Here is a 21,701-nt window from a genome sequence, read left to right as displayed (position 1 = left end):
CGTGGTGGACAAACTCGCCAATGCCCTGCGGCTGACCGCTGTCGATGAAAAAGCCGCCAAGGCAGGCCTTTACAAAGGCATGGCCTTGACCGATGCGCGTGCGCAATTCGAGCATCTGGATATCGCTTTCGCCTCGCCCCGCAAGGATGCCGCGCTATTGGAAAAGCTGGCCGATTGGTGCGACCGCTATACACCGCTTGTCGCGCTTGATGAGCCGCATGGCCTCATCCTCGACATGACTGGCTGTATCCATCTTTTTGGCGATGAGATCTCTCTTTTAAAGGACATACACAGGAGGTTTCACAAGCTTGGCATTATCGTTCGCAGCGCGTTTGCTACCAATGCGGCCGCTGCAAGAGCGCTCGCCCGTCATTCAGCGGGCGGCATTATCAGCGAGAACGATCAAGGGTCTAGATTATTCGCTTTGCCGCTTCACAGCCTCGATATCGAGGAAGCACATCTTGCCGGGCTCAAGCGGGCCGGCTTGCGGAGTATTGGCGATGTGGAGGTGCTGCCCCGTGCAGCTCTCACTGCTCGTTTCGGTGTAAATCTGGTGAACCGCCTCGATATACTGTTCGGACGGGCTGGCGAGCCCATTTCCCCACGCCGCCTTGTCCCGGTTTGCATGGTCGAGCGACGCATGGCCGAGCCGCTCATCGCCATGGAAACCATCGAGCATGTGCTTCTATCCTTGAGCGACGAACTCTTCCGCCGTCTGCAGCAACGAGTGGAAGGTGCGCGCGAGGTCGAAGCAAGTTTCTTTCGCGCCGATGGTGATGTGCGCCGGATCAGCATCCAGACCGGGCGGCCTGTAACCGAGACGAAGACCCTCTTCCGATTGCTAAAGGAGCGACTCTCCACACTTAGCGACCCGCTCGATGCCGGTTATGGGTTTGACATTCTCCGGCTTGCAGTAGTCCGTGTCGAGAGACGCCAAGCCATCCAGAAGAGCCTCGACAACAGTGCGCAGGAGACAGAAGAAATCAACACGCTTGTTGACCGGCTTTCCATACGGCTTGGCAACGCCCGTGTCCTTCGCCCTGTTCCTGTCGACACGCACATTCCCGAACGCGCTGTTTCGCTCGAACCCGCTGCCAGGACAAAACAGGATAATGCACTTGAATGGTCGCCGGATTTTCATCCGGGCAATCCGCCAGAGCGCCCCATAAGGCTGTTCCAGCCTCCGGAACGTATCGATGCCACCTTTGAAGTGCCAGACGCCGCGCCGGCGCAATTTGTCTGGCGTCGGGTCCGACACACCATCGTTCTGGCTGAAGGACCGGAACGTATAGCGCCAGAATGGTGGCGCGAACATGCGGGTGCTCTGACTCGGGATTATTATCGGCTGGAGGATAGTTCCGGGAAGCGCTTCTGGGTCTACCGTGAAGGATTGATTGAACGCGGAAACCCTAACCCCCGCTGGTATCTGCACGGGCTTTTTGCGTGATCACCATGCCGGATTACACCGAGCTTTCCGTCACCAGCAATTTTTCTTTTCTGGAAGGCGCCTCCCAGCCGCAAGAACTGGTGAAGGCTGCCGCACTGCTCGGCCTCAATGGCCTTGGCATCGCCGACCGCAATACATTGGCCGGTGTGGTGCGCGCCTATTCGGCCCACAAGGAACTTAAGGAAAAGACAGGCAGCCCCCTACAACTGTTCATCGGGTGCAGGCTGGTGTTCATCGACGGCACACCCGACCTTCTCGTATATCCGCGCAACCGCTTCGCCTATGGCCAGCTCTGCCGTCTTTTGAGCGAAGGCAAGATACGCGCCGCCATCAAGGGCGAATGCCATCTAATATTCGAGGATTTCCTATTTCGTGCAAAGGATTTTCAGATAGCAGTTATGGCACCTGCCAATGCAGATAAGAACCTCGCTGCGTTCCTCAAGAAACTCTCTCTTGCAGCGCCGGGAGCTGTTTGGCTTGGCCTTGCCATGCCGCATAAGGGGGCAGACAGGCGGCATGGCGAACGATTGGCGCGCCTTGCTGCCGAGGCCAATGTTCCTCTTCTTGCCCTCAATGATGTGCTCTATCATACCCCGGCCCGACGGCCGCTCCAGGACGTGCTGACCTGCATTCGCGAGCATGTCACCATCGATACGGCCGGACGCCGATTGGAGAAGAATGCCGAACGGCATTTGAAATCGCCAGATGAAATGCGGCGTCTCTTCCGGCATTTCCCCGCTGCTGTTTTGGAAACGAAGCACTTCATTGAGCCAATCAACTTTTCCCTCGACCAACTGAGATATGACTATCCCGACGAGCCGGTGCCGCCCGGCAAGACACCGCAACAGCATTTGATTGATGAGACATGGAAAGGTGCGGCAAAGCGCTATCCTGAAGGCATTCCTGATAAGGTTTGTGAACTTGTGGAAAAGGAACTGGCACTGATCGGGAAGCTCAATTACGCGCCCTATTTTCTGACAGTCTATGACATCGTCACCCATGCCCGTTCGCTGAATATCTTGTGCCAGGGACGCGGGTCGTCCGCCAATTCCGCCGTCTGTTATTGCCTCGCCATCACCGCCGTTGATCCGGTCAAGATCAATCTACTGTTCGAGCGCTTTCTTTCGGCGGAGCGCAAGGAACCACCGGATATCGATGTCGATTTCGAGCATGAAAGGCGCGAAGAAGTGATGCAATGGGTATACGAGCGCTATGGACGCGACCGTGCTGCCATTGTTGCAACCGTCATCAGCTATCGTCCGCGCAGTGCCATCCGCGATGTTGGCAAGGCTTTGGGATTGACGGAAGATGTCACCGCTGCGCTTGCCAACACAGTTTGGGGCAGTTGGGGAACGACAGTTGAAAAGAACGAAGTGCGCCAGGCCGGGCTGGACCCCGATAATGTCATGATACGCTGTGCCGTCAGGTTGGCGACGGAACTGATCGGCTTTCCGCGTCACCTTTCCCAGCATGTCGGTGGTTTTGTCCTGACCCAGCAGCGGCTCGACGAAACCGTGCCGATCGGCCCCGCTGCCATGGCAGATCGCTCCTTCATCGAATGGGACAAGGATGATATTGATGCGCTCAACATCATGAAGGTTGATGTGCTGTCGCTCGGCATGCTGACCTGCATCCGCAAGGCCTTTGATCTTATTCATCTGCATGGTGGTAACCGCTTTGAATTGGCGACGGTCCCTCAGGAAGATTCAAAAGTTTACGATATGCTTTGCAACGCCGATTCTCTCGGCGTTTTTCAGGTGGAAAGCCGCGCCCAGATGAACATGCTGCCGCGGCTGCGACCGAGAAAGTTTTATGATCTTGTGATCGAGGTAGCCATTGTCCGTCCCGGCCCCATTCAGGGCGACATGGTTCACCCCTACCTGCGCCGGCGCAATAAAATAGAAAAAGTCGACTATCCCTCCCCTTCTCCCAAACATGGCGATAAGGATGAATTGCGCAACGTTCTCAAAAAAACCCTCGGCGTTCCCCTGTTTCAAGAACAGGCAATGCGCATTGCCATCGAAGCGGCAAGATTCACCCCTGACGAAGCGAACAAATTGCGCCGTGCCATGGCGACTTTCCGCAATGTCGGAACCATTCACACTATGCAGGAGCAAATGGTGGAAGGCATGGTTCGCCGCGGTTATGAGCGTAGCTTCGCCGAGAACTGTTTCAACCAGATCAAGGGCTTTGGTGAATATGGGTTCCCCGAAAGCCATGCGGCGAGCTTCGCCATCCTTGTCTACATTTCCTCCTGGATCAAATGTCACCATCCAGCGGCCTTCGCGGCTGCATTGTTGAATTCGCAGCCCATGGGCTTCTACGCTCCGGCACAGATCATCCGCGATGCGCGCGAGCACGGCGTCGAAATGCGACCCGTAGACATTAATTTCAGCGAGTGGGACAACACACTGGAACGCGTTGAACCTGCAAAGCTTGCGTTGCGTCTTGGTTTTCGTCAGGTCGAGGGATTTTCGAAAGTCTGGGCAGACGAAATCTGTGCAAGACGCGAACATCACTACACCGGCATTGAAGAATTGCGCCGTCTGACGCGGCTGGAAAGGCGCGCCTTTGTTCTTCTAGCCGATGCTGATGCGTTTCGTTCGCTCGATATTGACCGGCGCGAGGCGCTCTGGGCAGTCCGCCGTTTTCCTGACAATGAAACGCTGCCCCTGTTTCAGGCTGCTGAAACAAATGAACTGGCAAAGGAAGTCGAGACCAGATTACCGCTAATGAAAATGTCGGAGCATGTAATTGCCGATTATGAGGCGACGCGTCTTTCGCTCAAGGGTCATCCAATGCAATTCCTGCGTGAGAGGTTTATCGCGCAAAATGTCTCGACCTGCAGGCAAGCAAACAGTTTGGGCAATAATCGTCGGGTAAAGCTCGCCGGCGTGATCACCGTCCGCCAGAGGCCCGGCAGTGCCAAGGGGGTTGTGTTCATGACCATCGAGGATGAAACGGGTATCGCCAATATCATAGTCTGGCCAAAATTGTTGGAGAGATATCGCAAGGAGGTCATGGGGTCACGCCTGATATTGATCGAAGGCACAGTCCAGAGCGCTGAAAATGTCGTGCATGTTGTCGCCAGAAAGCTCTTTGACCGCACCGAGGATCTTTATCGTCTTTCCGAGCAGCGCCCCGCGCTGCCTGTGTCACGTAGCGACGAAGTACTTCACCCTGTTCCGGATCAGCCGAGGGCCAGTCATCCACGCAAGGTGCGCATTCTGCCGAAATCGAGGGATTTTCATTAATTCAAGCCTGCTTGCTCTCCTTGGCCAGCGCCGCCCTGTCAATGGCCGTGATCATGCAGATTTCGAGATCGCCCAGGCCATCCTTGATCTCGGACACCGAAATACCAGCAGCTTCCGCATCAGCCGCACACTTTGCGGCCAGTTGCTTCGGTCGCCGGTCGTGATGCGCCATATCCGCCGGACGGCTGGCATCCACATTGGTCGAGATCCAGTTATTGACGAAATCGATCGCTCTTTGGCTCATATTTTCCTCCTTGGCATAGCCAATCCCTTCCGGACAAAACTTCCGGAAGCCGAGAAGGTTGCAAAAATCGCCAACTAGGCGGCTTCATCGGCCCATACCTTGAACTTCGTCAAGAGGTTTGGGCCAAATATATTCGTCAGAGGCACATCCGCCGCGTCGCGCCCATGCGCAACCTTGATCCGGCCTATACGCGGCTCATTATTGCGCGGATCGAAGGTGTGCCATTGCCCACCGAGGTAAACCTCCATCCATGCGCAGAAGTCCATTTCCGCGTGCGGCAAGGGTATGCCGATATCGGTAATATATCCAGTGCAATAGCGTGTTGGGATGTTCAGGCATCGGCAAAAGGCCACCGCAAGATGGGTGAAATCACGGCATACACCACGTCCCTCGAAATATCCCGACGAAGCGGTGCGTGTGGGATTCGAATGTTCGTAGCCGAAGACAATATGATTATGTACAAAGTCGCATACTGCCTGAACACGCCGCCAACCCTCGGGCTCATTGCCGAACAGGCGCCATGCTTCTTCGCTCAGCAAATCGGTTTCGCAATAGCGGCTGCCCATCAGATAAACGAGAGTATCATCGGGCAAATCCTGAACGCGATGTTGGACGGCATCCAACACAATGGGATCCGGTAAACCGCTATCGTTCACAATGGCATTTGTCGAACACATGAATATGCCGGGTGCCGCGAGGACGCGATTGCACCAATTGCCGAACTGGTCGTGATACCCACCGACACTGGCGCCAAAAGTGGCGTGGAATACCTCCACGCCTTCCAAATCCGCAAATCGTGAATGATGGACGTTCAAAATGGCAATCAGAGGCGTTTCCTGCGCAAACTCGAAAGTCAGTTCACACCCCACATTGATTCTCATCGGCAGGTCCTCTTAAAAGTTGGAATTCTGATCTCGATACAAAAAACACAGCACGACAGACTATTGGATAAAAAGCAACCGGCCCAAAATGGACCGGCTGAATCTGACGGCATCAAGGGTATCAGGCCCTGTCGACAACCTTTTTCACAGCATCCTTGGCTTTGCCTTTAGCCTGCTGGGCGTCACCCTTGATTTCCTGCATTTTTCCTTTGGCCTGCATGCTCTTTGAGCCGGTCATCTTCCCGGCGGCCTGCTTGATGTTTCCCGCCGCCTTGTTGGCCATTCCGGAAACTTTGTCACTTGTGCTGCCCATGGGTAGCCTCCCTGAAACGTTCACTTACCAGAGCTAAACGGCACAAACTTTCTCTTGGTTCCGCTTAAGTGAATTATTTGCAAATTATTGAAAAAAATGGAGGAAATCATAGTAGCAGAGACGGCCCGGCACCCACGGGGGAACAGGTACCGGGCCTCATGCTACTGATCAACGCTTCGATCAGCTTCAGGAAAACGTAACAGGCATGTCTTGGTTCCGGTGAAAGAGAGGCACTGGTATAAAATGCGAAATCAAGCTTTTGTCATTCGCAAACCCGCTCAATCGCCGCCTGAATCGACGATTCAACATGGCAGTTGCGTGTCGCTCCTACGATCTTCTCACCATCGACCTTGTCTGCGCATTCCGCCCAGAAACCGATGATGATCTTGATGCGCGCGTTGCGCCGTCTTAACCGGCGGACAAGATAGCGTGCATGAGCGACCGAGGACGTATTGAGATAGCTCACATAGATGGCACTGACGCCAGCAAGATCGAGCTTGCCGATATTGGCGGCCTCGAGCTCATCGTGAGTAATATCGTGGACATCGAAGTCTTCGCGCTCGAGAATATCGCCGACGATCACCGCGGCCGCATCGTCGAGATCGCCGCGCCCGCCGGCGGAGATGATCGTCTTCTGCTTGTCTGATTTCGGCTTTTTATTCGCTGGTGCGTCGTTCTGGTCAACTTCCTCAGCGTCCTCTGCCTCGTCTACTACGTCCTGGTGATCGGAAAGGTTCTCGACCAGCAGGATCATGCTTTGTGCCACACGCGCCCGCCGCGCCGCATCGAGGACACCTCTTCCCCTGTCATACTCGGCTAGGAATAGCGCCGGAATGGCGACCGCCGCATAATAGTCCGCGATTGCTGACGATTGCAGATATTCTTCGGCCTTCTCCGTCGCCTCATCCGGATCACCAGACAAAAGCCGTTGATAAAGCTGTTGTGGCGGCAGCAGCACCGGTTCATTTCCGAGCAATACATCGAGGAATTCGAACGTTGGTACATGCCGTCCGAGAACCACGAGGCAGACCGTAAGGGGCGTGGAAAGAATGAGCCCGATTGGCCCCCAGATCCATGTCCAGACAATCGCCGCCATCAAAATGGCAACGGGTGAAAGGCCAGTCTTCGAGCCATAGAGCAGCGGTTCCATGACATTGCTGCTGATCAGCTCAAGTACGACGAACAGCGTGGCTGTCCAGACCAGAAGCATCCAGCCAGGGTCGACTGCAAGCGACAGAATCAAGGGAAAAGAAGCTGCGATTATTGGCCCGATATAGGGCACGAAACGCAGCACGATCGCCAGCATTCCCCACAACATCGGATTGGGTATGCCGATGAACCACAGTCCGATGCCGATCGGGACGCCGAAGCTGATATTGATGATCAATTGCATCAGCAGATATTGACCAACGCGTTTTCCCGCGTCGTGCAGCGCCGTCGTCGTCCGGTGGATGTCGCTCGCCCCGACCAGCTTGATGAAGCGATCACGCAAATCTTCCCGGCGCATCAACATGAAGATGACGACAACGATAACGATGCCGATTGTCGCCATCGGCTGGATCAGTGGCCCCGCAAATGTCTGTAGGAGGCTCAGCGGATCAGGTGGCGGATAGCGGATCTCCACAGGAACAGGCTTGTTTGGGTCCTGTCCGCGCAAAGGCGGCTTCTCCTGCTGCGTTTCAACATTCTGTGGGGGTTGCCGCTGTGGGTCGGGATTCTTGACGTCATCGCCTAGGGTGAATCGCTCGACCTCATCGGAGCGACCTATTTCCTCACTGAACCGCTTGAACATGCGCGCGCCTCGGTCGAAGATGCTGTTGCCCGATTGCGCATCCTTGATCGTGCGAATCTTTGTCTCGATATTGTACTGATAACTGGGCAAGTTCTGCGCCAATACGGTAAGCTGGCTCACCACGATGCTGACGAAAATGAAAATCACCAAAAATGCTGTCACGACCACGCTTATAACCGCAACAGCCTTTGGGACGCCGGAACGGTACAGACGAGTGACCAACGGTGACAATGCAAACGTCAGAAGCAGCGCCAGTGCCAGCGGCACGAAGATATCGCGGGCAAAATAAAGCGCCGCGACAATGGCAATTGCCACAACGACTGGCGGAAACTGCGTCCGGCTGCTCGCGTCCCCGGAGCTAGTTGTGTAAATCGACCTTTGCGTGACCCGCTCGACGGCGCGCGGCGACTTCCCTCCGACATTCTCAGAAGGCATGAAAGTCCCCCGGCATGAAATTCATGGATACCCGTCTCCGTTGAAACCGGGACAGGAACGAAGTCGGCTCAGTTTGGTTGCATCTGCTTCGCGAATCTTCATGGCGGCCCAATGGGAACCAGTAGCCGGTTGGAACCAAAACTCAATTGGCGTGTTTCGGCACTGTACAGTTTCCCAATGGGAGGAAAAAATGCCCATTACGACAATTCTGATTATCATTCTTATTTTGGCGTTGGTTGGCGTCTTACCGACTTGGCCGCACGCCAGAAATTGGGGGTATGGTCCGTCCGGCCTGCTTGGCATCGTTCTTGTCGTGCTTTTGGTACTGCTCTTGATGGGCCGCATTTAGCGGGACCGTTTTAAACCTCCCCCTGATGCTCAGGGGGATTTGTGAAGGAGTTTTCTGACATGATGCGTGGTGCTTTGCTTTGGCTCATTGGCTTGCCGCTTCCGATCATCCTCATTCTATGGCTTTTGGGCTATCTGTCGTAGAAGTTGTAAACGCGCGAGCCGCTGCAACCATGCAGTGGCTCTCGTGGCATGGAACAAATCACTGCAACTGGCGTTTCCGGACCCTATACAGCTGTTTTCTCAAGGAGTTCTCCCATGGCTACTGCCACTTCAAAAATTCGCAAGGCAGTCGATGATGCGACTGACACCAATCCCGATTTGCAAGCGCAGGTTGCTGCGTTGAAGGAAGACATTGCGAATATTGCTGCAACACTCGCTAAGATCGGTAGAAATTCTGCGAAGGACGCGACACGCAGTGCAGCCAACTCCTATGAAACCGCGAAGCTCCGCGGCGAGGAGACACTGGATGATATTCGTTCGCAAGCACGCGAGCTCGAAGATCAGCTTGCCGAGACTGTTCGCGAAAACCCTTTGACAACGATTGCTGTCGCCGCCGGTGTAGGCTTCCTTCTGGCACTGATTGCCCGCCGCTGACATGTTGAAACTGTTGACACCGTTTTTGACCAGCCTGGCGGCCGGCGAGGTCGGTCTAGCTGTAACCAGAGCCAAGCGACGGGCGATCTTCATGGCTGCCGTAGCGATCCTTGCGGCGATCGGCGTGTTTTTCCTGCTAGTCGCCGCCTATATCATTCTTGCCGAGCGGTATGGGGAAATGCGCGCTTCCCTGACCCTTGCCGGATGCGCTTTCGGTTTGGCAATTTTTGCCTATATCATCATGAAGATTTCCGAAGCCGCTACGCGCAAGCATCAGCGTAATCGCAGCGCGATCGACACATCTACCCTTCTGACAATCGCCGCACTTGCGGCTGCACCAACCGTCCTGCGTTCAAGGGCGCTGCTCATGCTTGCGGTTCCGGCGATTGCATTTGGCGGTCTTTCCCTGCTGACCAAGAAGAAGAGGCCACGGCCAAGGGATACCTCGTCAGCGGGCGACGGGATTTAAATGGTCGCGATCGGCATGGAGATCAAAGCCTCCATACCGGTTTCGGGATAACTTAACCTGACGCTGCTCGACAAAACCTTGTCCAGGCTGCGCTCGATCAGTCTCTCCCCCAGCCCCCGTATCTGCGGCGGAACCACTGGTGGACCGTTGGATTCGATCCAATGGATAACAACGCGGGATTCGTTCAACCCTGTCTCCAATTGCCAGGAAACCCGTACACGCCCGCTAGCAATCGAAAGAGCACCATGCTTGGCAGCGTTGGTGGCAAGTTCATGCAACGCAATGCCCAGACCAAGGGCATGGTCGGGTGGCAGCACCATATCCTCGCCGGAAAGTTCGATCTGTGCGGGATCATAAATGGCATAGGGCTCCACTTGCTTGGCGATCAGATCGACCAAGCCAATACCGCTCCACTCACGATCGGAAAGCAATGTATGGGCTTCGGAAATCGCGCGTAAGCGTCCTGAGAACGCCTCCATGAACTCCGCGGGATCCGATGTGCGATTTAGCGTCTGTCTTGCCAGCGATTGCAACATCGCCAGTGTATTCTTTACCCGGTGATTCAACTCTCGCAGCAGAAGCCGCGTTTTCTCGGCTGCATTCTTGGTGTCGGTTATATCGATATTCACACCAACCGCGACAACCGGCTTCCCCGCCGCATCCCGCTCGAAAATGCGTCCGCGGCCAAGAAGCCATCGACCTGATGAAGCTGCGCGAAACTCACCGACATAATCTTGATTATGTACAAGCGCCCGGATGAAGGCAGATTTCATCCTGGGGAAGTCGTCTGCGTGCATTGCGCGAAATACGTCTTCGCCAGTCATGGGTTCGTCGTCGCGCAAACCCAACATGGAATAGGCCATCCTGTTACCTGTGAATATTCCTGTGCGCAAATCCCAAACCCAACTGCCGACATTGCCCACTTCAAGCGCCATCGCGCTGCGATCTTCGTCCAGATGCAGTGTTGCAATCGCATCAGCACCCAGGCGGGAATCTCGTTTAAGCTCGATGAGAGATCCTGCAAGTTTGGCCGATTGCACAAGCTGCTTCTGCTGCATCAGGCCGAATTCAAGTCTCGGCTCATCCGACATCACACTCAACGCGCCTATGCATTCACCCGAAACACAAATCGGCGCGACGGCGACAAATCGTATCTTTGGTGAATGGGTAACCGCATCGATTTCAGCAAAACGAACATCTTCAGCGGCATTGAGGACGACCAGACAATTCGGCTCAGGAGCAATGAGTGAACTCGCCTCGATTATCCAGATGTTCGCGGCACCAAGGCCACCAGTGCGAGATAATACCCGGCTCTGCCTATCATGGACCAGCGAGATTTGCGCGCCACCTGTACCAGACATGGAGAGTGCCAGTTCCGTCAAACTGCTCAGGTCACTGTCTTGCTGGACCTCAAGCGTTCTCAACGTCGAAAGAACATCGCGACGAGACGCTCCTGATAAATATTCGAACGTGTTTTCTGAAATGTCCCTTGCTCTCATATCTACGCGACGTCCCTCAATGAGGCGCCCTATACTCAAAATCGAAACGCTTTCCCCATCAACGCAACCATTTCGGCTTTGTTCCTTGTGGGGAACAATTAATCGGCAGCTTCGTTTCTGTTCAGCGACCAAAGGAGACCGACATGCAGGAACCCAACGACATTCTTTCCGACGAAAGTCTGAGCAGAATTCAAAAGATTGCCAAACTGGAAGAACTCTTGAGCGAAGCTCGGGGCCTGCAACGCGCGGCCACGGAAGGCGGCATGGATCCGAACGATGGCGTGACTAGGAATTTGCGCGATATCGAATTGGCTCTTGATCAATTGAACGCCGCGACACCTGAGACAGGCGCAGCGACGCTCTGACTGAACTGATTATTCATCGACTTCTGCATCGTCTGGGGGCTCTACCTCAGTGAGCGACGGGAAATCGAGGGTCACTATCGTGCCGCCACCGGGATTGGCAGAATAGGTGGCCGATCCGCCGAACTGTTGACAAAGCTGATTGACAATGAGCGACCCCAGACCGGGTGACTGCCTGTGCGGCCTTTTCGGAATGCCAACACCGGTATCTGCAATCTTCAATCGCAATATGCCATCATCGCCGTGCCAGAGATTGATTCTTATTTCTCCTGATCTCCTGCCCGGAAATGCATGTTTTATGGCATTCATCGTCAATTCTCCGATGATAATTCCAAGTGTCGTTGCGTCGCGAGAGCTGAGGTTGATTGGCGCAAGGTCGGCTTGAATACTGATATCGCGATCATGGACGTTAGCTTCTTTGATGTCTGCGATAACATCAGGCAAATACTCATCCGCTCGCACTGTTTCGTGATCCGCTCCAAGCCGCAAGCGCCTATGAGCGGACGATATTGTTTGGATTCGGTCGCGAGCCGCTCCAAGTGCACCGCGGATTTCCTCGGAGGACACGTCGCGCATCTGGATACCGAGCAGTGACGATACCGTCGCAAGCGAATTTCCGATGCGGTGATCCGAGTCCTGCAGCAATGCTTCCACACGCGCTCTTTCCCGCTTTGCGACAAGCATGGCCTTTTCCAATTCCGCCGTCCGGCTCTGCACCATGTTTTCAAGAAGGGATTTTTCGGAAAGCAGGGCTGACTGACCTTCCGTCAGCCTGCGGACATAGCGGCTCGTGCGGCTTGCAAGAATGAAAGCCAGGATGAGCGCGCCGCCAAGCGATGAAAGCGATGCGATTGTGAGCCAGCTTCTCATCCCGTCCATTGCAATATTTCGCTCGATTAGCCTTCGATCTTCTTCACCAAGGAAACCGTCGATAGTCTTGGTGATCTCATCAAGCTGGCCAATGCCGAAACTCGGTCCAAGAGAAGCCAGAGCCTCGGCGTCCTTGCCTGTAAGGGCAAACGAAACCGCCGTCTCAACCGTTGCTTGCTTTTCCTTCACCATGTCCCGGATTTTGGTTACCATGGCCTGCTGGCGCAGGTTGTCCCTGGTCATTTCCGCAAGGGTATTGAGATTCTCGTCCAGCCGTGCCGCCGAATTCCGGTAAAGATCGAGAAATTCCGCATTCTTGGTCAGGAGGAATCCGCGCTGGTTGCTGTGAGCCTCATTCACGAAAGCCAGCAAACTATAGGCCTGTTCGCGTACCTTGTAGGTGGCGACGACATCATGGATCTGATTGTTAAAACTGCGGGCGAGAATAATGGTCGAGCCAGCCGCACCAATGATCAGGCCGAGCGATAGCATAATCGCCAATCCCCTCAACGGCCTTTGGGAAAAATTCAGAACAAGTTTGCGCCACCAAAGCAAAAAATATTCCTTCCAATCCATGAACGGCCCATACCCATTCAGAGGTTCGCGACTGCCCGAAGCAACGGATCGTTTATTGAACATCCTTTGTTTCGGGTCGCTAACCATTCAAATATACGGTCGAGGCGTAGCCGGCAGACCTTGCCATCCCGATATATCCATCAGTATTTGTTCATCAAGAACTTCGCACCCCCGGTCAAGCCAGCGGAGCGCGCCTCGGCTTGCGAGTTTTTTCAACGTCTTGTTGGTGTGAACGATCGACAGGCCAAGCGTATCCGCCACATGCTGTTGCGTTACCGGTACCGTCAACTTGCCGCTTTTGACCATTCCCACTGATTGGGCGCGTTGAAAAATAAAGGCAAAGAGATAAGCTGCCCGTTCCAGCGCAGTGCGTCTGCCCACGCTCAACAGAATTTCGTCAAGCATCTGCTCCTCGCGGGAGGCAAGCCAGGTAATGTCATAGCCAAGGGCGGGGAAATTGCGAAACAGATTTGCCAGGTTGTCGCGCTGGAACATGCAAAGGATCATCGGCGACAACGCCTCGATAGAATGCTGCATTTTTTTCATCACAGACCCTTGCAACCCGATGAGGTCCCCGGGCAAGACATAGTTGAGAATTTGCCGACGGCCGTCATCCAGTGTCTTGTAACGAAAGCCCCAGCCAGAGAGCACTGTAAACAGGTGCGCGCTGTTGGCGCCTTCCACGAGAACAGTGGTACCGGTATCCGCAACAAGTTCCCCCATCTTGAAGCTGGAAAGGAAAGACACTTCGTCTTTCTCGTGCCGCTGGAAGTGCGAAAAATCCTGCAATGGACATTTTTCGCAGGGAAACTGCCGTGCCGCTGCTGTCGTTTTCATCCTAGCTGCTCAGTTGATCATTGTGCGACACGCTATCATGTCACTTGCAATTTGCTTCAGATTTCTTTGCGATTGATATGTCTTAGTTAAATGACACAATGACACGGGTGCGCGCATAGGTGTTTCTTTGGTCGTGAACGCGGCCTTGGGAGTATCACCTATGGAATTGACCGGCCTGCGGTTACTGGCCCTGGAAGATGAATACCTGATCGGGCTGGAACTGGAACGCATCGCCGAGGAGTGCGGGGCGAAATCCATTCATCTGGTCTCGGCCATAGATGAGCTCACCATCTGGATCGACAGCAAAGCTGAGTGCGACATTGCAATCCTTGAGGTTCAGGCACGCCGCGTTTCCTCCTTGCCGCTAGCCTCGATTTTGCAGCAGCGCGGCGTCCCTATCGTGTTTGCCACTGCTTATGACCAGCAAAGGGATGGCGTTGACGGATTTACCGGCACACCGGTCGTTGTGAAACCTTACGGAAAAAACGAGATAATGAAGGCAGTGACTTCCATCCTGGGCTCCAGCGAGCCAACTAGGGTCAGGCAAACTTGTTTGATGTAACCTGTGTCGCTATTGAATCAGGGCCATAGTCGACTTCGCCCTGTACCTCGAGCAGTTCCTGCAAGCGCGTCCTGGCACGGCTCACGCGGCTCTTAATCGTTCCAACTGCGCATTCGCAAATTTCAGCCGCCTCTTCATAGGAAAAGCCCGAAGCTCCAACAAGAATTATCGCTTCACGCTGGTCATCGGGAAGCTTTTCAAGGGCTTTGCGGAAATCCTGAAGGTCAAGCGCCCCATATTGCGCTGGGTGAACGGAAAGCTGTTCGGTAAAGATACCATCCGAATCCTGAACTTCGCGCCCGCGCTTGCGCATCTGGCTGTAAAATTCATTGCGAAGGATGGTGAACAGCCAGGCCTTGATATTTGTACCGGGTTCAAATGAATCCTGCTTGGCCCAGGCCTTCATGATCGTGTCTTGGACGAGGTCGTCCGCCCGGTCCGGATTACCGACAAGCGAAACCGCAAACGCCCGCAACTTGGGCAGAGACGCAATCAGGCTTTTCTTGAAATCGCTCGATTCATGTACCATTCGGCGGCCTGTTTATTTGGATGATTGTGCATGATTGCGTTCAGCCTCATCAAGCTTCTCCAGAAGATCCAGAAAACGAGCCGGAATTTCCTCCTCCTGTACCGATGCAAAAAGCGCGCGTAGCTTCAAACCAATTTCTGTCTCCGCATTCTTGATGTCGCGGCGACGGACACGCCCCCTTTCGGGAGCGGCAAGGGAGTTCTTTTTGGCGTTCATCATCTAATCTTTGCTGGTGGTTCGTCGCTGCGTTGTTCATGAATTTACGGCCGGGGCACATTAATGACGACAATACCTGACCAAAGGAAAAGTTCCGTTACGGGGAACTTTTTTTTTGCGAATGTGTTCTGGTTGTGAACTCTTTCGTCATCTTGATACCCCCATCGATAACAGGGAACTCGCCATAATGTCATTGTCCACCAGGATAGCCCCACATCTGCCCTATCTTCGCCGTTTCGCCCGCGCCATCACTGGCTCCCAGTCTTCGGGCGATGCCTATGTAGCGGCAACACTGGAAATCCTTATTACGGATGTTTCCCTCTTCCCCAAGACAGCATCGGATAGGGTGAGCATTTATAGATTGCTGATTCAGCACTTCAACTCCGTCAATGTTCGCCCCCTCGAACTAAAATCGGAGTTCGGCTGGGAAAAACACGCAGCTGCCAACCTGACGGCCATCGCGCCCAAGGCCCGTCAGGCCTTTTTGCTGATCAGCCTCGAAGGCTTCAGCCAGGCAGAGACGATGGAAATCCTCGATGTCACGGAGAGCGAACTTTATGAACTTCTCGACGAGGCATCCGTCGGCATTTCGAAGCAGATTGCCACCGATATTCTGATCATCGAAGACGAACCACTGATCGCCATGGATATCGAGCACATGGTCGAAAGTCTCGGGCACCGCGTGGTCGGCATTGCCCGAACCCGCAACGAAGCGTTGAAAATCTATTCCGCCACCCGCCCAAGCATGATCCTTGCCGATATCCAATTGGCAGATGGAAGTTCCGGCATCGATGCGGTGAACAACATACTTAGCCAGGACTCAATACCTGTCATCTTCATCACAGCCTTTCCCGAACGCTTGCTGACAGGCGAAAGACCAGAACCCACATTCCTCGTCACGAAACCCTTCAATCCGGATATGGTCAAGGCTTTGATCACACAGGCCTTGTTCTTCAAGGAAAACAGCAAGGCAAAGGTGTAAGCAACAAGCATCACTTCCGTCGGGTGAGGGAACAAAACGGCGCTCCATCCGTTTCGAATCTGACAGAACAGGGAGATGATAAATGCTTTACTACGCTGTAATTTTTCTGATCATAGCACTTGTTGCAGGCGCTTTGGGATTTGGTGGTATCGCCGGTGCGTCGGCAGGTATCGCGCAAATTATATTCTATGTGTTCCTGGCACTGTTGCTGATCTCGCTTATCGCTAGCATCATTCGCCGGGCATAAATGCCTGCTATCGGAATAAAAACCGCCAGCCCTGCGCTGGCGGTTTTTGTTTCCTGCACTTCAAGCTCGGAGAAACCGAACTTGGGATTGCGGCAAATTATATTTTCGTAGTAGGTGACCATGACACGAAGCGCGAGGCCCAAAGTGTTCTGGCGAAATTTCAGCAGTGCCTTGCTCGACGGCCCAGCGATCAATTGGACCTCCCTCGCCCGGCGGGCACCTCGGGCCATCATTGCCTATGTCGCAATCCTCATCGCCCTGCGTCTTAGCCTTTCACCCTTTATGGAAATTGACGAAGCGCAATTTGTCGGCGAAGTGGGATTTGCCTGGAATTATGGCAACTCCCATCCGCCCCTCTACAACTGGCTGGTCCGTCTGGCGCTGGAACTTACCGGATGGAACTGGGTTCTCGCTGTAGCTTTGGTAAGGCTTTCCTTACTTGGACTTTATCATTGGCTTTGTTTCGACTCGGCACGCCGACTTGGAGGTGGCCGCGCCGGCATTCTGGCGTTGGCTGCTTCGGCGCTTCTGCCTCAAATTGTCTGGATGTCGATCCAAACCACGGCCCATACGATTCTGGTTATTGTCGCATCGGTTGGTATCATCCATTCCCTTGCCTTGATGCGGTCCGGCAAGGGCATTGGTGCCTATGTCTGGTTCGGTATCTGGACTGCTGTTGGCGCTTTGGCCAAGTATAATTTTTTCATTTTCCTGACCAGTTTTTTGATTGCGGCGTGGATGACAAAAAGCATCCGCCGGCAGCTGTTTCGCCGGCCCATCTGGATTTCGATCGCGATCTTTGTGGCCGCCTTCACCCCCGTGGTCATTGCGTCCCTTAACGCTCCATTGGCAGCTACGGCCGGCAGGATGGCCAAGCTCAGCAACGCAATTGGTTACCTCGAATCCCTTGATCTGCCGCACCTCGGAATTGACGGGCTTCTCAGTCTTCTGATTTCGACTTTCCTCTGGTCGGGACCGGCAGTCATCGTCTTTCTTATTGGCCAGGTAAGAGACCATCCGCGTCCTGCACCAGATGGCGACGCCGATGTTCGCAAGGTTCTTTTGCGCACGGTACTCATAGGTCTCGCCGCCTTCGCCGTGCTTGTTTTTGCGGCCGACTACCATTCCGTCGCCGAGCGCTACATGGCGCCGATCCTCGCACCCACAGCTATCCTGATTGCACTGTACCTGCCGCAGATTCTCGGCGCACGAAACCTGTTGGCTATATCTGGCGCGCTCTATCTGGTTGCTCCGGTTGCCGTAGCAGGCATTGCGCTCTTTGGCACTGAACGGTTCAATTTTCCGTTTGATGCGGTCAGCTTGGCCATTCGCGCCCAGAACCCCTCTCCCGCAAGGATTGTCTCCAATCGCCAGGACGATGCAGCGAATGTAGCTGCCCTGCTCCATTGGCCGCCTGAGCGGGGCGGCGCACAGGATATTGTTCTCGTCTGGCAGGGAGGCGATGCACCTGGCGACAATGCCCTGTCGCACCTGCCCGAGGATGCAGAGCCGATCGGACCGGTGACGCGGGTTACCGCGCCAACAAGAAACCAAAGCGGCAAGCTCAGAACCTTCAGCTTCCAGCGTTATTCATCTCAACTACCCTTACCGGATCAGAGTAGCGGCGGATAAGCCAGAACACGCCAACCGTATCCAGGAATGCGACGACAGCACGATCAAAGAAACCGTACTTCGACACACCTGCAAGGCGCGGTCGATCTTCTACATCGACTTCGATCACCGGAAGACCGGCCCGGCGCGACAAGGCCGGAAGAAAGCGGTGCATATTGTCAAAATAGGGGAGGCTCTGCGCTACACTGGCAGGCAGTATTTTGAAACCACACCCGGCATCCCTGCAATCATCTTTCAGCAATCGCCTGCGGACGAAATTGGCAAATTTCGATGTCAGCAATTTCACTGCACCATCATTGCGTCGCTTTCTTATACCCGCGAAAAGCGCCGGCTTTGAGCTCTGGACCCGTGGCCACAAACGAACAATATCCACCGGGTCGTTCTGCCCGTCACCGTCCAGCGTTGCGATCCACTGCCCGTTTGCCGCTTGAAAGCCGCTGACAAGCGCCCGCGACTTGCCGGTACGTTTTTCATGGCGGAGCACGCGAACATGGTTGCCGCCATTCATCGCCTCCTCGGCAGATTCATCTGTGGAACCATCGTCGACGACAATGATTTCATAGGTCGGCCCGGAAACCAGGGCTGAATTGATTTCCTTGACGAGGGAGCCGATATTTCCAGATTCGTTGTGGACAGGAATTACGATTGTCAGATCGGGCATATTCAGAACCATTGTGAGCCGGTGAATCACTTGCGAATTGCGCTTGGCCGGTCTGTATTCACTATAGTGCAAGAAGATAGGTGGACAGCAATTTTACGCAAGAGTACGGTCGCGCCGCAATTCCGCCATGCCGATCGATACAAAAATGAATGGCTTTCGACCCGGCTGGTTTATGGTTAATGCTTCATTAATCGAACTTTTCTTAAAGTCGGGATCAAACCATTCCTATGCTCCGGTCCGGCAATGAAATTTGAGGCACACAAGGCAATTTTGGATTCAGGTAAACACGCCCTCTCATGTGTCGTTGTCCTGACGCTTGCCCTTGTCTGTGCATCCCCGGCCCGGGCACAAGAAATGGTGCAGCCGCCGAACCAGCAACTTGCCCCGGAATCCCTGGACGCGAAGCGGGCGCAAACGCTCAAGGAGCTTGAAGATCTAACGGGCCAGATATCCCTGTCGTCAGAACGTGTAGCCACGCTCGACAACGAAATTGCCGCCCTGAAAAAGGATCAAACGTCAATTACTGCAGCGCTCATCCAGTCTGCCAAGACGGAGAAGAAGCTGAGCGAGGACATTGCCAGCTTCAGTGAAAAACTGACTGGCCTCCGCGAGCAGGAAGACGGGATCAAGAATTCGCTGAAAGAGCGGCGGGGCGCACTCGCCGAGGTGCTGGCTGCGTTGCAGCGCATGGGCTTGAACCCGCCGCCTGCTCTTCTCGTTCGTCCTGATGACGCCCTCGCCTCGGTCAGAAGCGCGGTTCTGCTCGGCGCCGTGGTCCCTGAAATGCGCCAGCAGACGGAGGTCCTGATAGCCGACCTTGAGGAATTGACCCGGATTAGAACCTCGATCTCCGAAGAACGGGGCCGCCTGACTGCAGCACTGTCGAGCCAGGCAGAGGAGAAGAAACGCCTTGATCTTCTCCTGACCGAAAAACAGAAACTGCAGACAACATCGGAAGGAACGCGGCAGGCAGAACAGCAACGCGCCGAAGATCTGGCCAAACGAGCCACTTCGCTCCGCGATCTCATTGCGTCCATGGAACAGGACATGCAGGAAGTCAAACGAGCCGCCGATGCCGCCAGTGCCCAGGAACAGCAGAAACTGGCAGCGAGTCAGCAACGTGCTGACGATTTTGCCTCCAACCAGGACCGGCTTTCGGCGCAGGTTAATTTCGCGTCGCTGAAGGGCCATCTTTCCATGCCAGCTGTGGGCAAACTGGTGAAGCATTTCGGCGATGACGACGGATTGGGCGGCGCCGTGCAGGGTGATACACTGGAAACGCCTGCCGGTGCGACAATTACGTCACCGACAGATGCAGTTGTCCTTTATGCTGGCGCATTCCGGTCCTATGGACAGCTCTTGATCCTTGATGCCGGGAACGGATATCATGTTGTTTTGGCAGGGATGAAAAAGATCAATGTCTCCCAGAATCAGTTTGTATTGGCGGGAGAGCCGGTCGGTGTGATGAACGAGCAACTTATTGCCAGTACCGCACCTGTTCCGATGGGAAATGGAGCTCCAATGCTTTACATTGAGTTCCGAAAGGATACAAAACCTGTTAATCCCGCTCCCTGGTGGGCGGCACGGCTTGCTGGAAGGACCGCAAATGATACGTAGGTTATCGCTTCTTATGGCTGGAGCACTGCTGGGTGCGACGGCAATGGTCGTTGTGCAGGGTGCTCTGCCCACAACCGCTGCAGAAGCTGCGGGCACCGACACCTATAAACAGCTATCAATTTTTGGTGATATTTTCGAGCGCGTTCGCGCCCAGTATGTCACGCCGCCGGATGACAAGAAGCTGGTCGAAAGCGCCATCAACGGCATGCTGACCTCGCTTGATCCCCATTCGTCGTACATGAACGCCGAACAGGCTCAGGACATGCGCGTCCAGACCAAGGGCGAGTTTGGTGGCCTCGGCATCGAAGTCACCATGGAAAACGAGCTGGTGAAAGTCATCGCTCCAATCGAAGATACTCCCGCATCCAAGGCCGGTGTACTCGCCGGCGACTACATTTCACAGATCGACGGCACCGAAGTGCGCGGCCTGACCCTGACAGACGCCGTCGACAAGATGCGCGGTGAGGTCAACACGCCGATCGAACTGACGCTCATTCGTCAGGGTGCCGACAAGCCAATCAAGCTGACCATCGTCCGTGATGTGGTCAAGGTCAAAGCCGTCAAGTACCGGGTTGAAAATGACGTCGGCTATGTCCGCGTTATTTCGTTCACCGAACAGACATTCGACGACCTGCAGAAGGCAATCAAGGATATTGAGAGCAAGATCCCCGATGACAAGCTGAAGGGCTTCGTCCTCGACCTGCGCCTCAATCCGGGTGGTCTGCTCGATCAGGCAGTTGCCGTTTCCGATGCTTTCCTCGACAAGGGCGAGGTTGTGTCGACGCGCGGTCGCGATCCGCAGGACATTACCCGCTTCGATGCTCGCGCAGGAGATCTGACCAATGGCAAGCCATTGATCGTTCTGATCAATGGCGGCTCGGCGAGTGCTTCGGAAATCGTGGCAGGTGCGCTGCAGGATCATCGCCGTGGCACAGTCCTTGGTACCCGCTCATTCGGCAAGGGTTCGGTGCAGACGATCATTCCGCTGGGTGAAAACGGCGCGCTGCGTCTGACGACAGCGCTGTATTACACGCCTGCCGGCAAGTCCATCCAGGGCAAGGGCATCGTACCGGATATCGCAGTCGAGCAACCATTGCCAGATGAGCTCAAGGGACAGGATATTACCCGCGGTGAATCGGATCTGAAGGGCCATATCAAGGGCGCTCAGGAAGATGCGGAAGGTTCTGGCTCCATCGCTTACGTGCCACCGGATCTGAAGGATGATCTTCAGCTCATTCAGGCTTTGAAGCTTCTGCGCGGCGAGCAGGCGAATGCAGCCTTTCCGCCGGACCCCAAAAAGGGTGTACCTAACTGACATGCACAAGGGGATC

Annotated in this window: 22 protein-coding genes; 12 read left to right on the top strand and 10 right to left on the bottom strand. The window is 54.6% G+C overall.

Translation table 11 applies throughout. From position 1 onward, the window contains the following. Position 1: 1 nt before the first annotated feature. Both BLM14_RS00395 and BLM14_RS00390 read left to right on the top strand, forming a co-directional pair. Positions 2 to 1,447: a Y-family DNA polymerase gene (locus BLM14_RS00395; RefSeq protein WP_099997597.1), complete on the top strand. Its 1,446-nt coding sequence runs from the start codon at positions 2 to 4 to the stop codon at positions 1,445 to 1,447. 5 nt (positions 1,448 to 1,452) lie between these two features. Then, on the top strand, positions 1,453 to 4,701 hold the full coding sequence (locus BLM14_RS00390; RefSeq protein WP_099997596.1) for an error-prone DNA polymerase: 3,249 nt from the start codon (positions 1,453 to 1,455) through the stop codon (positions 4,699 to 4,701). Position 4,702: 1 nt separating this feature from the next. On the opposite strand, the gene BLM14_RS00385 is transcribed toward BLM14_RS00390, so the two are convergent. From BLM14_RS00385 to BLM14_RS00370, 4 genes are all read right to left on the bottom strand, one after another. Continuing rightward, on the bottom strand, positions 4,703 to 4,945 hold the full coding sequence (locus BLM14_RS00385; protein WP_099997595.1) for a DUF768 domain-containing protein: 243 nt from the start codon (positions 4,943 to 4,945) through the stop codon (positions 4,703 to 4,705). Between the two features lie 74 nt (positions 4,946 to 5,019). Then, entirely contained in the window at positions 5,020 to 5,826 is an 807-nt protein-coding gene (locus BLM14_RS00380) for a transglutaminase-like domain-containing protein (RefSeq protein WP_099997594.1), read from the bottom strand. A gap of 121 nt (positions 5,827 to 5,947) precedes the next feature. Beyond that, on the bottom strand, positions 5,948 to 6,139 hold the full coding sequence (locus BLM14_RS00375; RefSeq protein WP_099997593.1) for a CsbD family protein: 192 nt from the start codon (positions 6,137 to 6,139) through the stop codon (positions 5,948 to 5,950). A gap of 262 nt (positions 6,140 to 6,401) precedes the next feature. Then, entirely contained in the window at positions 6,402 to 8,366 is a 1,965-nt protein-coding gene (locus BLM14_RS00370; protein WP_099997592.1) for an AI-2E family transporter, read from the bottom strand. A 190-nt stretch (positions 8,367 to 8,556) separates the two neighbouring features. Here BLM14_RS00370 and BLM14_RS00365 point away from each other — a divergent pair, with 190 nt between their 5' ends. The 3 genes from BLM14_RS00365 to BLM14_RS00355 all read left to right on the top strand — a co-directional run bounded on the left by BLM14_RS00365 (position 8,557) and on the right by BLM14_RS00355 (position 9,780). After that, entirely contained in the window at positions 8,557 to 8,715 is a 159-nt protein-coding gene (locus tag BLM14_RS00365; protein WP_099997591.1) for a DUF3309 family protein, read from the top strand. 257 nt (positions 8,716 to 8,972) lie between these two features. Beyond that, positions 8,973 to 9,311, top strand: a complete 339-nt coding sequence (locus BLM14_RS00360; protein ID WP_099997590.1) for an ElaB/YgaM/YqjD family protein — start codon at positions 8,973 to 8,975, stop codon at positions 9,309 to 9,311. A gap of 1 nt (position 9,312) precedes the next feature. Further along, positions 9,313 to 9,780, top strand: coding sequence for a hypothetical protein (locus tag BLM14_RS00355; RefSeq protein ID WP_099997589.1), 468 nt, complete (start codon positions 9,313 to 9,315; stop codon positions 9,778 to 9,780). On the opposite strand, the gene BLM14_RS00350 is transcribed toward BLM14_RS00355, so the two are convergent. Beyond that, positions 9,777 to 11,141, bottom strand: coding sequence for an HWE histidine kinase domain-containing protein (locus BLM14_RS00350; protein WP_162293126.1), 1,365 nt, complete (start codon positions 11,139 to 11,141; stop codon positions 9,777 to 9,779). The genes BLM14_RS00355 and BLM14_RS00350 overlap by 4 nt on opposite strands. A 281-nt stretch (positions 11,142 to 11,422) precedes the next feature. Here BLM14_RS00350 and BLM14_RS00345 point away from each other — a divergent pair, with 281 nt between their 5' ends. Continuing rightward, the gene (locus tag BLM14_RS00345) at positions 11,423 to 11,644 is read left to right on the top strand and encodes a hypothetical protein (RefSeq protein WP_099997587.1); all 222 of its coding nucleotides are present in this window, start codon (positions 11,423 to 11,425) and stop codon (positions 11,642 to 11,644) included. A 9-nt stretch (positions 11,645 to 11,653) separates the two neighbouring features. Here BLM14_RS00345 and BLM14_RS00340 read toward each other — a convergent pair whose 3' ends face one another. After that, positions 11,654 to 13,003 (bottom strand): sensor histidine kinase, encoded by a 1,350-nt coding sequence (locus BLM14_RS00340; protein WP_162293125.1) that lies wholly within the window; start codon positions 13,001 to 13,003, stop codon positions 11,654 to 11,656. A 171-nt stretch (positions 13,004 to 13,174) separates the two neighbouring features. Continuing rightward, on the bottom strand, positions 13,175 to 13,924 hold the full coding sequence (locus BLM14_RS00335; protein ID WP_099997585.1) for a Crp/Fnr family transcriptional regulator: 750 nt from the start codon (positions 13,922 to 13,924) through the stop codon (positions 13,175 to 13,177). 160 nt (positions 13,925 to 14,084) lie between these two features. Between BLM14_RS00335 and BLM14_RS00330 the strand changes: the two genes are divergently transcribed. Beyond that, positions 14,085 to 14,486 (top strand): response regulator, encoded by a 402-nt coding sequence (locus BLM14_RS00330; protein WP_099997584.1) that lies wholly within the window; start codon positions 14,085 to 14,087, stop codon positions 14,484 to 14,486. On the opposite strand, the gene BLM14_RS00325 is transcribed toward BLM14_RS00330, so the two are convergent. Further along, the gene (locus tag BLM14_RS00325) at positions 14,464 to 15,015 is read right to left on the bottom strand and encodes an RNA polymerase sigma factor (protein ID WP_099997583.1); all 552 of its coding nucleotides are present in this window, start codon (positions 15,013 to 15,015) and stop codon (positions 14,464 to 14,466) included. The two genes, BLM14_RS00330 and BLM14_RS00325, sit on opposite strands and share 23 nt — an antisense overlap. A 12-nt stretch (positions 15,016 to 15,027) precedes the next feature. Beyond that, positions 15,028 to 15,231 carry a NepR family anti-sigma factor gene (locus BLM14_RS00320; RefSeq protein ID WP_100000949.1) on the bottom strand — a complete coding sequence of 68 codons (204 nt, stop codon included), beginning with the start codon at positions 15,229 to 15,231 and terminating at the stop codon, positions 15,028 to 15,030. 187 nt (positions 15,232 to 15,418) lie between these two features. Here BLM14_RS00320 and BLM14_RS00315 point away from each other — a divergent pair, with 187 nt between their 5' ends. From BLM14_RS00315 to BLM14_RS00305, 3 genes are all read left to right on the top strand, one after another. Further along, entirely contained in the window at positions 15,419 to 16,213 is a 795-nt protein-coding gene (locus tag BLM14_RS00315; protein WP_099997582.1) for a response regulator, read from the top strand. An 82-nt stretch (positions 16,214 to 16,295) separates the two neighbouring features. Next, positions 16,296 to 16,460: a DUF1328 domain-containing protein gene (locus BLM14_RS00310; RefSeq protein ID WP_027231091.1), complete on the top strand. Its 165-nt coding sequence runs from the start codon at positions 16,296 to 16,298 to the stop codon at positions 16,458 to 16,460. A 144-nt stretch (positions 16,461 to 16,604) separates the two neighbouring features. Continuing rightward, positions 16,605 to 18,092, top strand: a complete 1,488-nt coding sequence (locus BLM14_RS00305; RefSeq protein ID WP_157929464.1) for an ArnT family glycosyltransferase — start codon at positions 16,605 to 16,607, stop codon at positions 18,090 to 18,092. On the opposite strand, the gene BLM14_RS00300 is transcribed toward BLM14_RS00305, so the two are convergent. Continuing rightward, positions 18,034 to 18,753 (bottom strand): glycosyltransferase family 2 protein, encoded by a 720-nt coding sequence (locus tag BLM14_RS00300; protein WP_237143422.1) that lies wholly within the window; start codon positions 18,751 to 18,753, stop codon positions 18,034 to 18,036. The genes BLM14_RS00305 and BLM14_RS00300 overlap by 59 nt on opposite strands. Positions 18,754 to 19,107: 354 nt before the next feature. On the opposite strand from BLM14_RS00300, the gene BLM14_RS00295 reads away from it, so the two are divergent. Then, complete coding sequence (locus BLM14_RS00295; protein ID WP_418314248.1) at positions 19,108 to 20,370, top strand: murein hydrolase activator EnvC family protein; 1,263 nt, start codon at positions 19,108 to 19,110, stop codon at positions 20,368 to 20,370. After that, the gene (locus BLM14_RS00290) at positions 20,360 to 21,685 is read left to right on the top strand and encodes a S41 family peptidase (protein ID WP_099997578.1); all 1,326 of its coding nucleotides are present in this window, start codon (positions 20,360 to 20,362) and stop codon (positions 21,683 to 21,685) included. Before BLM14_RS00295 ends, BLM14_RS00290 begins: the two co-directional genes overlap by 11 nt. The last annotated feature ends 16 nt before the right edge of the window (positions 21,686 to 21,701 follow it).

The organism is Phyllobacterium zundukense (assembly GCF_002764115.1).
GTDB classification, from domain to species: Bacteria; Pseudomonadota; Alphaproteobacteria; order Rhizobiales; family Rhizobiaceae; genus Phyllobacterium; species Phyllobacterium zundukense.
This window is presented reverse-complemented; position numbering and strand designations above follow the sequence as displayed.

Coding starts and splice junctions, on each gene's coding strand:
- BLM14_RS00375 (WP_099997593.1), bottom strand. CDS start 6,139: ATGGGCAGCACAAGTGACAAAGTTTCCGGAATGGCCAACAAGGCGGCG.
- BLM14_RS00345 (WP_099997587.1), top strand. CDS start 11,423: ATGCAGGAACCCAACGACATTCTTTCCGACGAAAGTCTGAGCAGAATT.
- BLM14_RS00350 (WP_162293126.1), bottom strand. CDS start 11,141: ATGTCTGGTACAGGTGGCGCGCAAATCTCGCTGGTCCATGATAGGCAG.
- BLM14_RS00360 (WP_099997590.1), top strand. CDS start 8,973: ATGGCTACTGCCACTTCAAAAATTCGCAAGGCAGTCGATGATGCGACT.
- BLM14_RS00310 (WP_027231091.1), top strand. CDS start 16,296: ATGCTTTACTACGCTGTAATTTTTCTGATCATAGCACTTGTTGCAGGC.
- BLM14_RS00390 (WP_099997596.1), top strand. CDS start 1,453: ATGCCGGATTACACCGAGCTTTCCGTCACCAGCAATTTTTCTTTTCTG.
- BLM14_RS00380 (WP_099997594.1), bottom strand. CDS start 5,826: ATGAGAATCAATGTGGGGTGTGAACTGACTTTCGAGTTTGCGCAGGAA.
- BLM14_RS00370 (WP_099997592.1), bottom strand. CDS start 8,366: ATGCCTTCTGAGAATGTCGGAGGGAAGTCGCCGCGCGCCGTCGAGCGG.
- BLM14_RS00325 (WP_099997583.1), bottom strand. CDS start 15,015: ATGGTACATGAATCGAGCGATTTCAAGAAAAGCCTGATTGCGTCTCTG.
- BLM14_RS00365 (WP_099997591.1), top strand. CDS start 8,557: ATGCCCATTACGACAATTCTGATTATCATTCTTATTTTGGCGTTGGTT.
- BLM14_RS00295 (WP_418314248.1), top strand. CDS start 19,108: ATGGTGCAGCCGCCGAACCAGCAACTTGCCCCGGAATCCCTGGACGCG.
- BLM14_RS00315 (WP_099997582.1), top strand. CDS start 15,419: ATGTCATTGTCCACCAGGATAGCCCCACATCTGCCCTATCTTCGCCGT.
- BLM14_RS00335 (WP_099997585.1), bottom strand. CDS start 13,924: ATGAAAACGACAGCAGCGGCACGGCAGTTTCCCTGCGAAAAATGTCCA.
- BLM14_RS00340 (WP_162293125.1), bottom strand. CDS start 13,003: ATGCTATCGCTCGGCCTGATCATTGGTGCGGCTGGCTCGACCATTATT.
- BLM14_RS00330 (WP_099997584.1), top strand. CDS start 14,085: ATGGAATTGACCGGCCTGCGGTTACTGGCCCTGGAAGATGAATACCTG.
- BLM14_RS00300 (WP_237143422.1), bottom strand. CDS start 18,753: ATGCCCGATCTGACAATCGTAATTCCTGTCCACAACGAATCTGGAAAT.
- BLM14_RS00385 (WP_099997595.1), bottom strand. CDS start 4,945: ATGAGCCAAAGAGCGATCGATTTCGTCAATAACTGGATCTCGACCAAT.
- BLM14_RS00355 (WP_099997589.1), top strand. CDS start 9,313: ATGTTGAAACTGTTGACACCGTTTTTGACCAGCCTGGCGGCCGGCGAG.
- BLM14_RS00320 (WP_100000949.1), bottom strand. CDS start 15,231: ATGAACGCCAAAAAGAACTCCCTTGCCGCTCCCGAAAGGGGGCGTGTC.
- BLM14_RS00290 (WP_099997578.1), top strand. CDS start 20,360: ATGATACGTAGGTTATCGCTTCTTATGGCTGGAGCACTGCTGGGTGCG.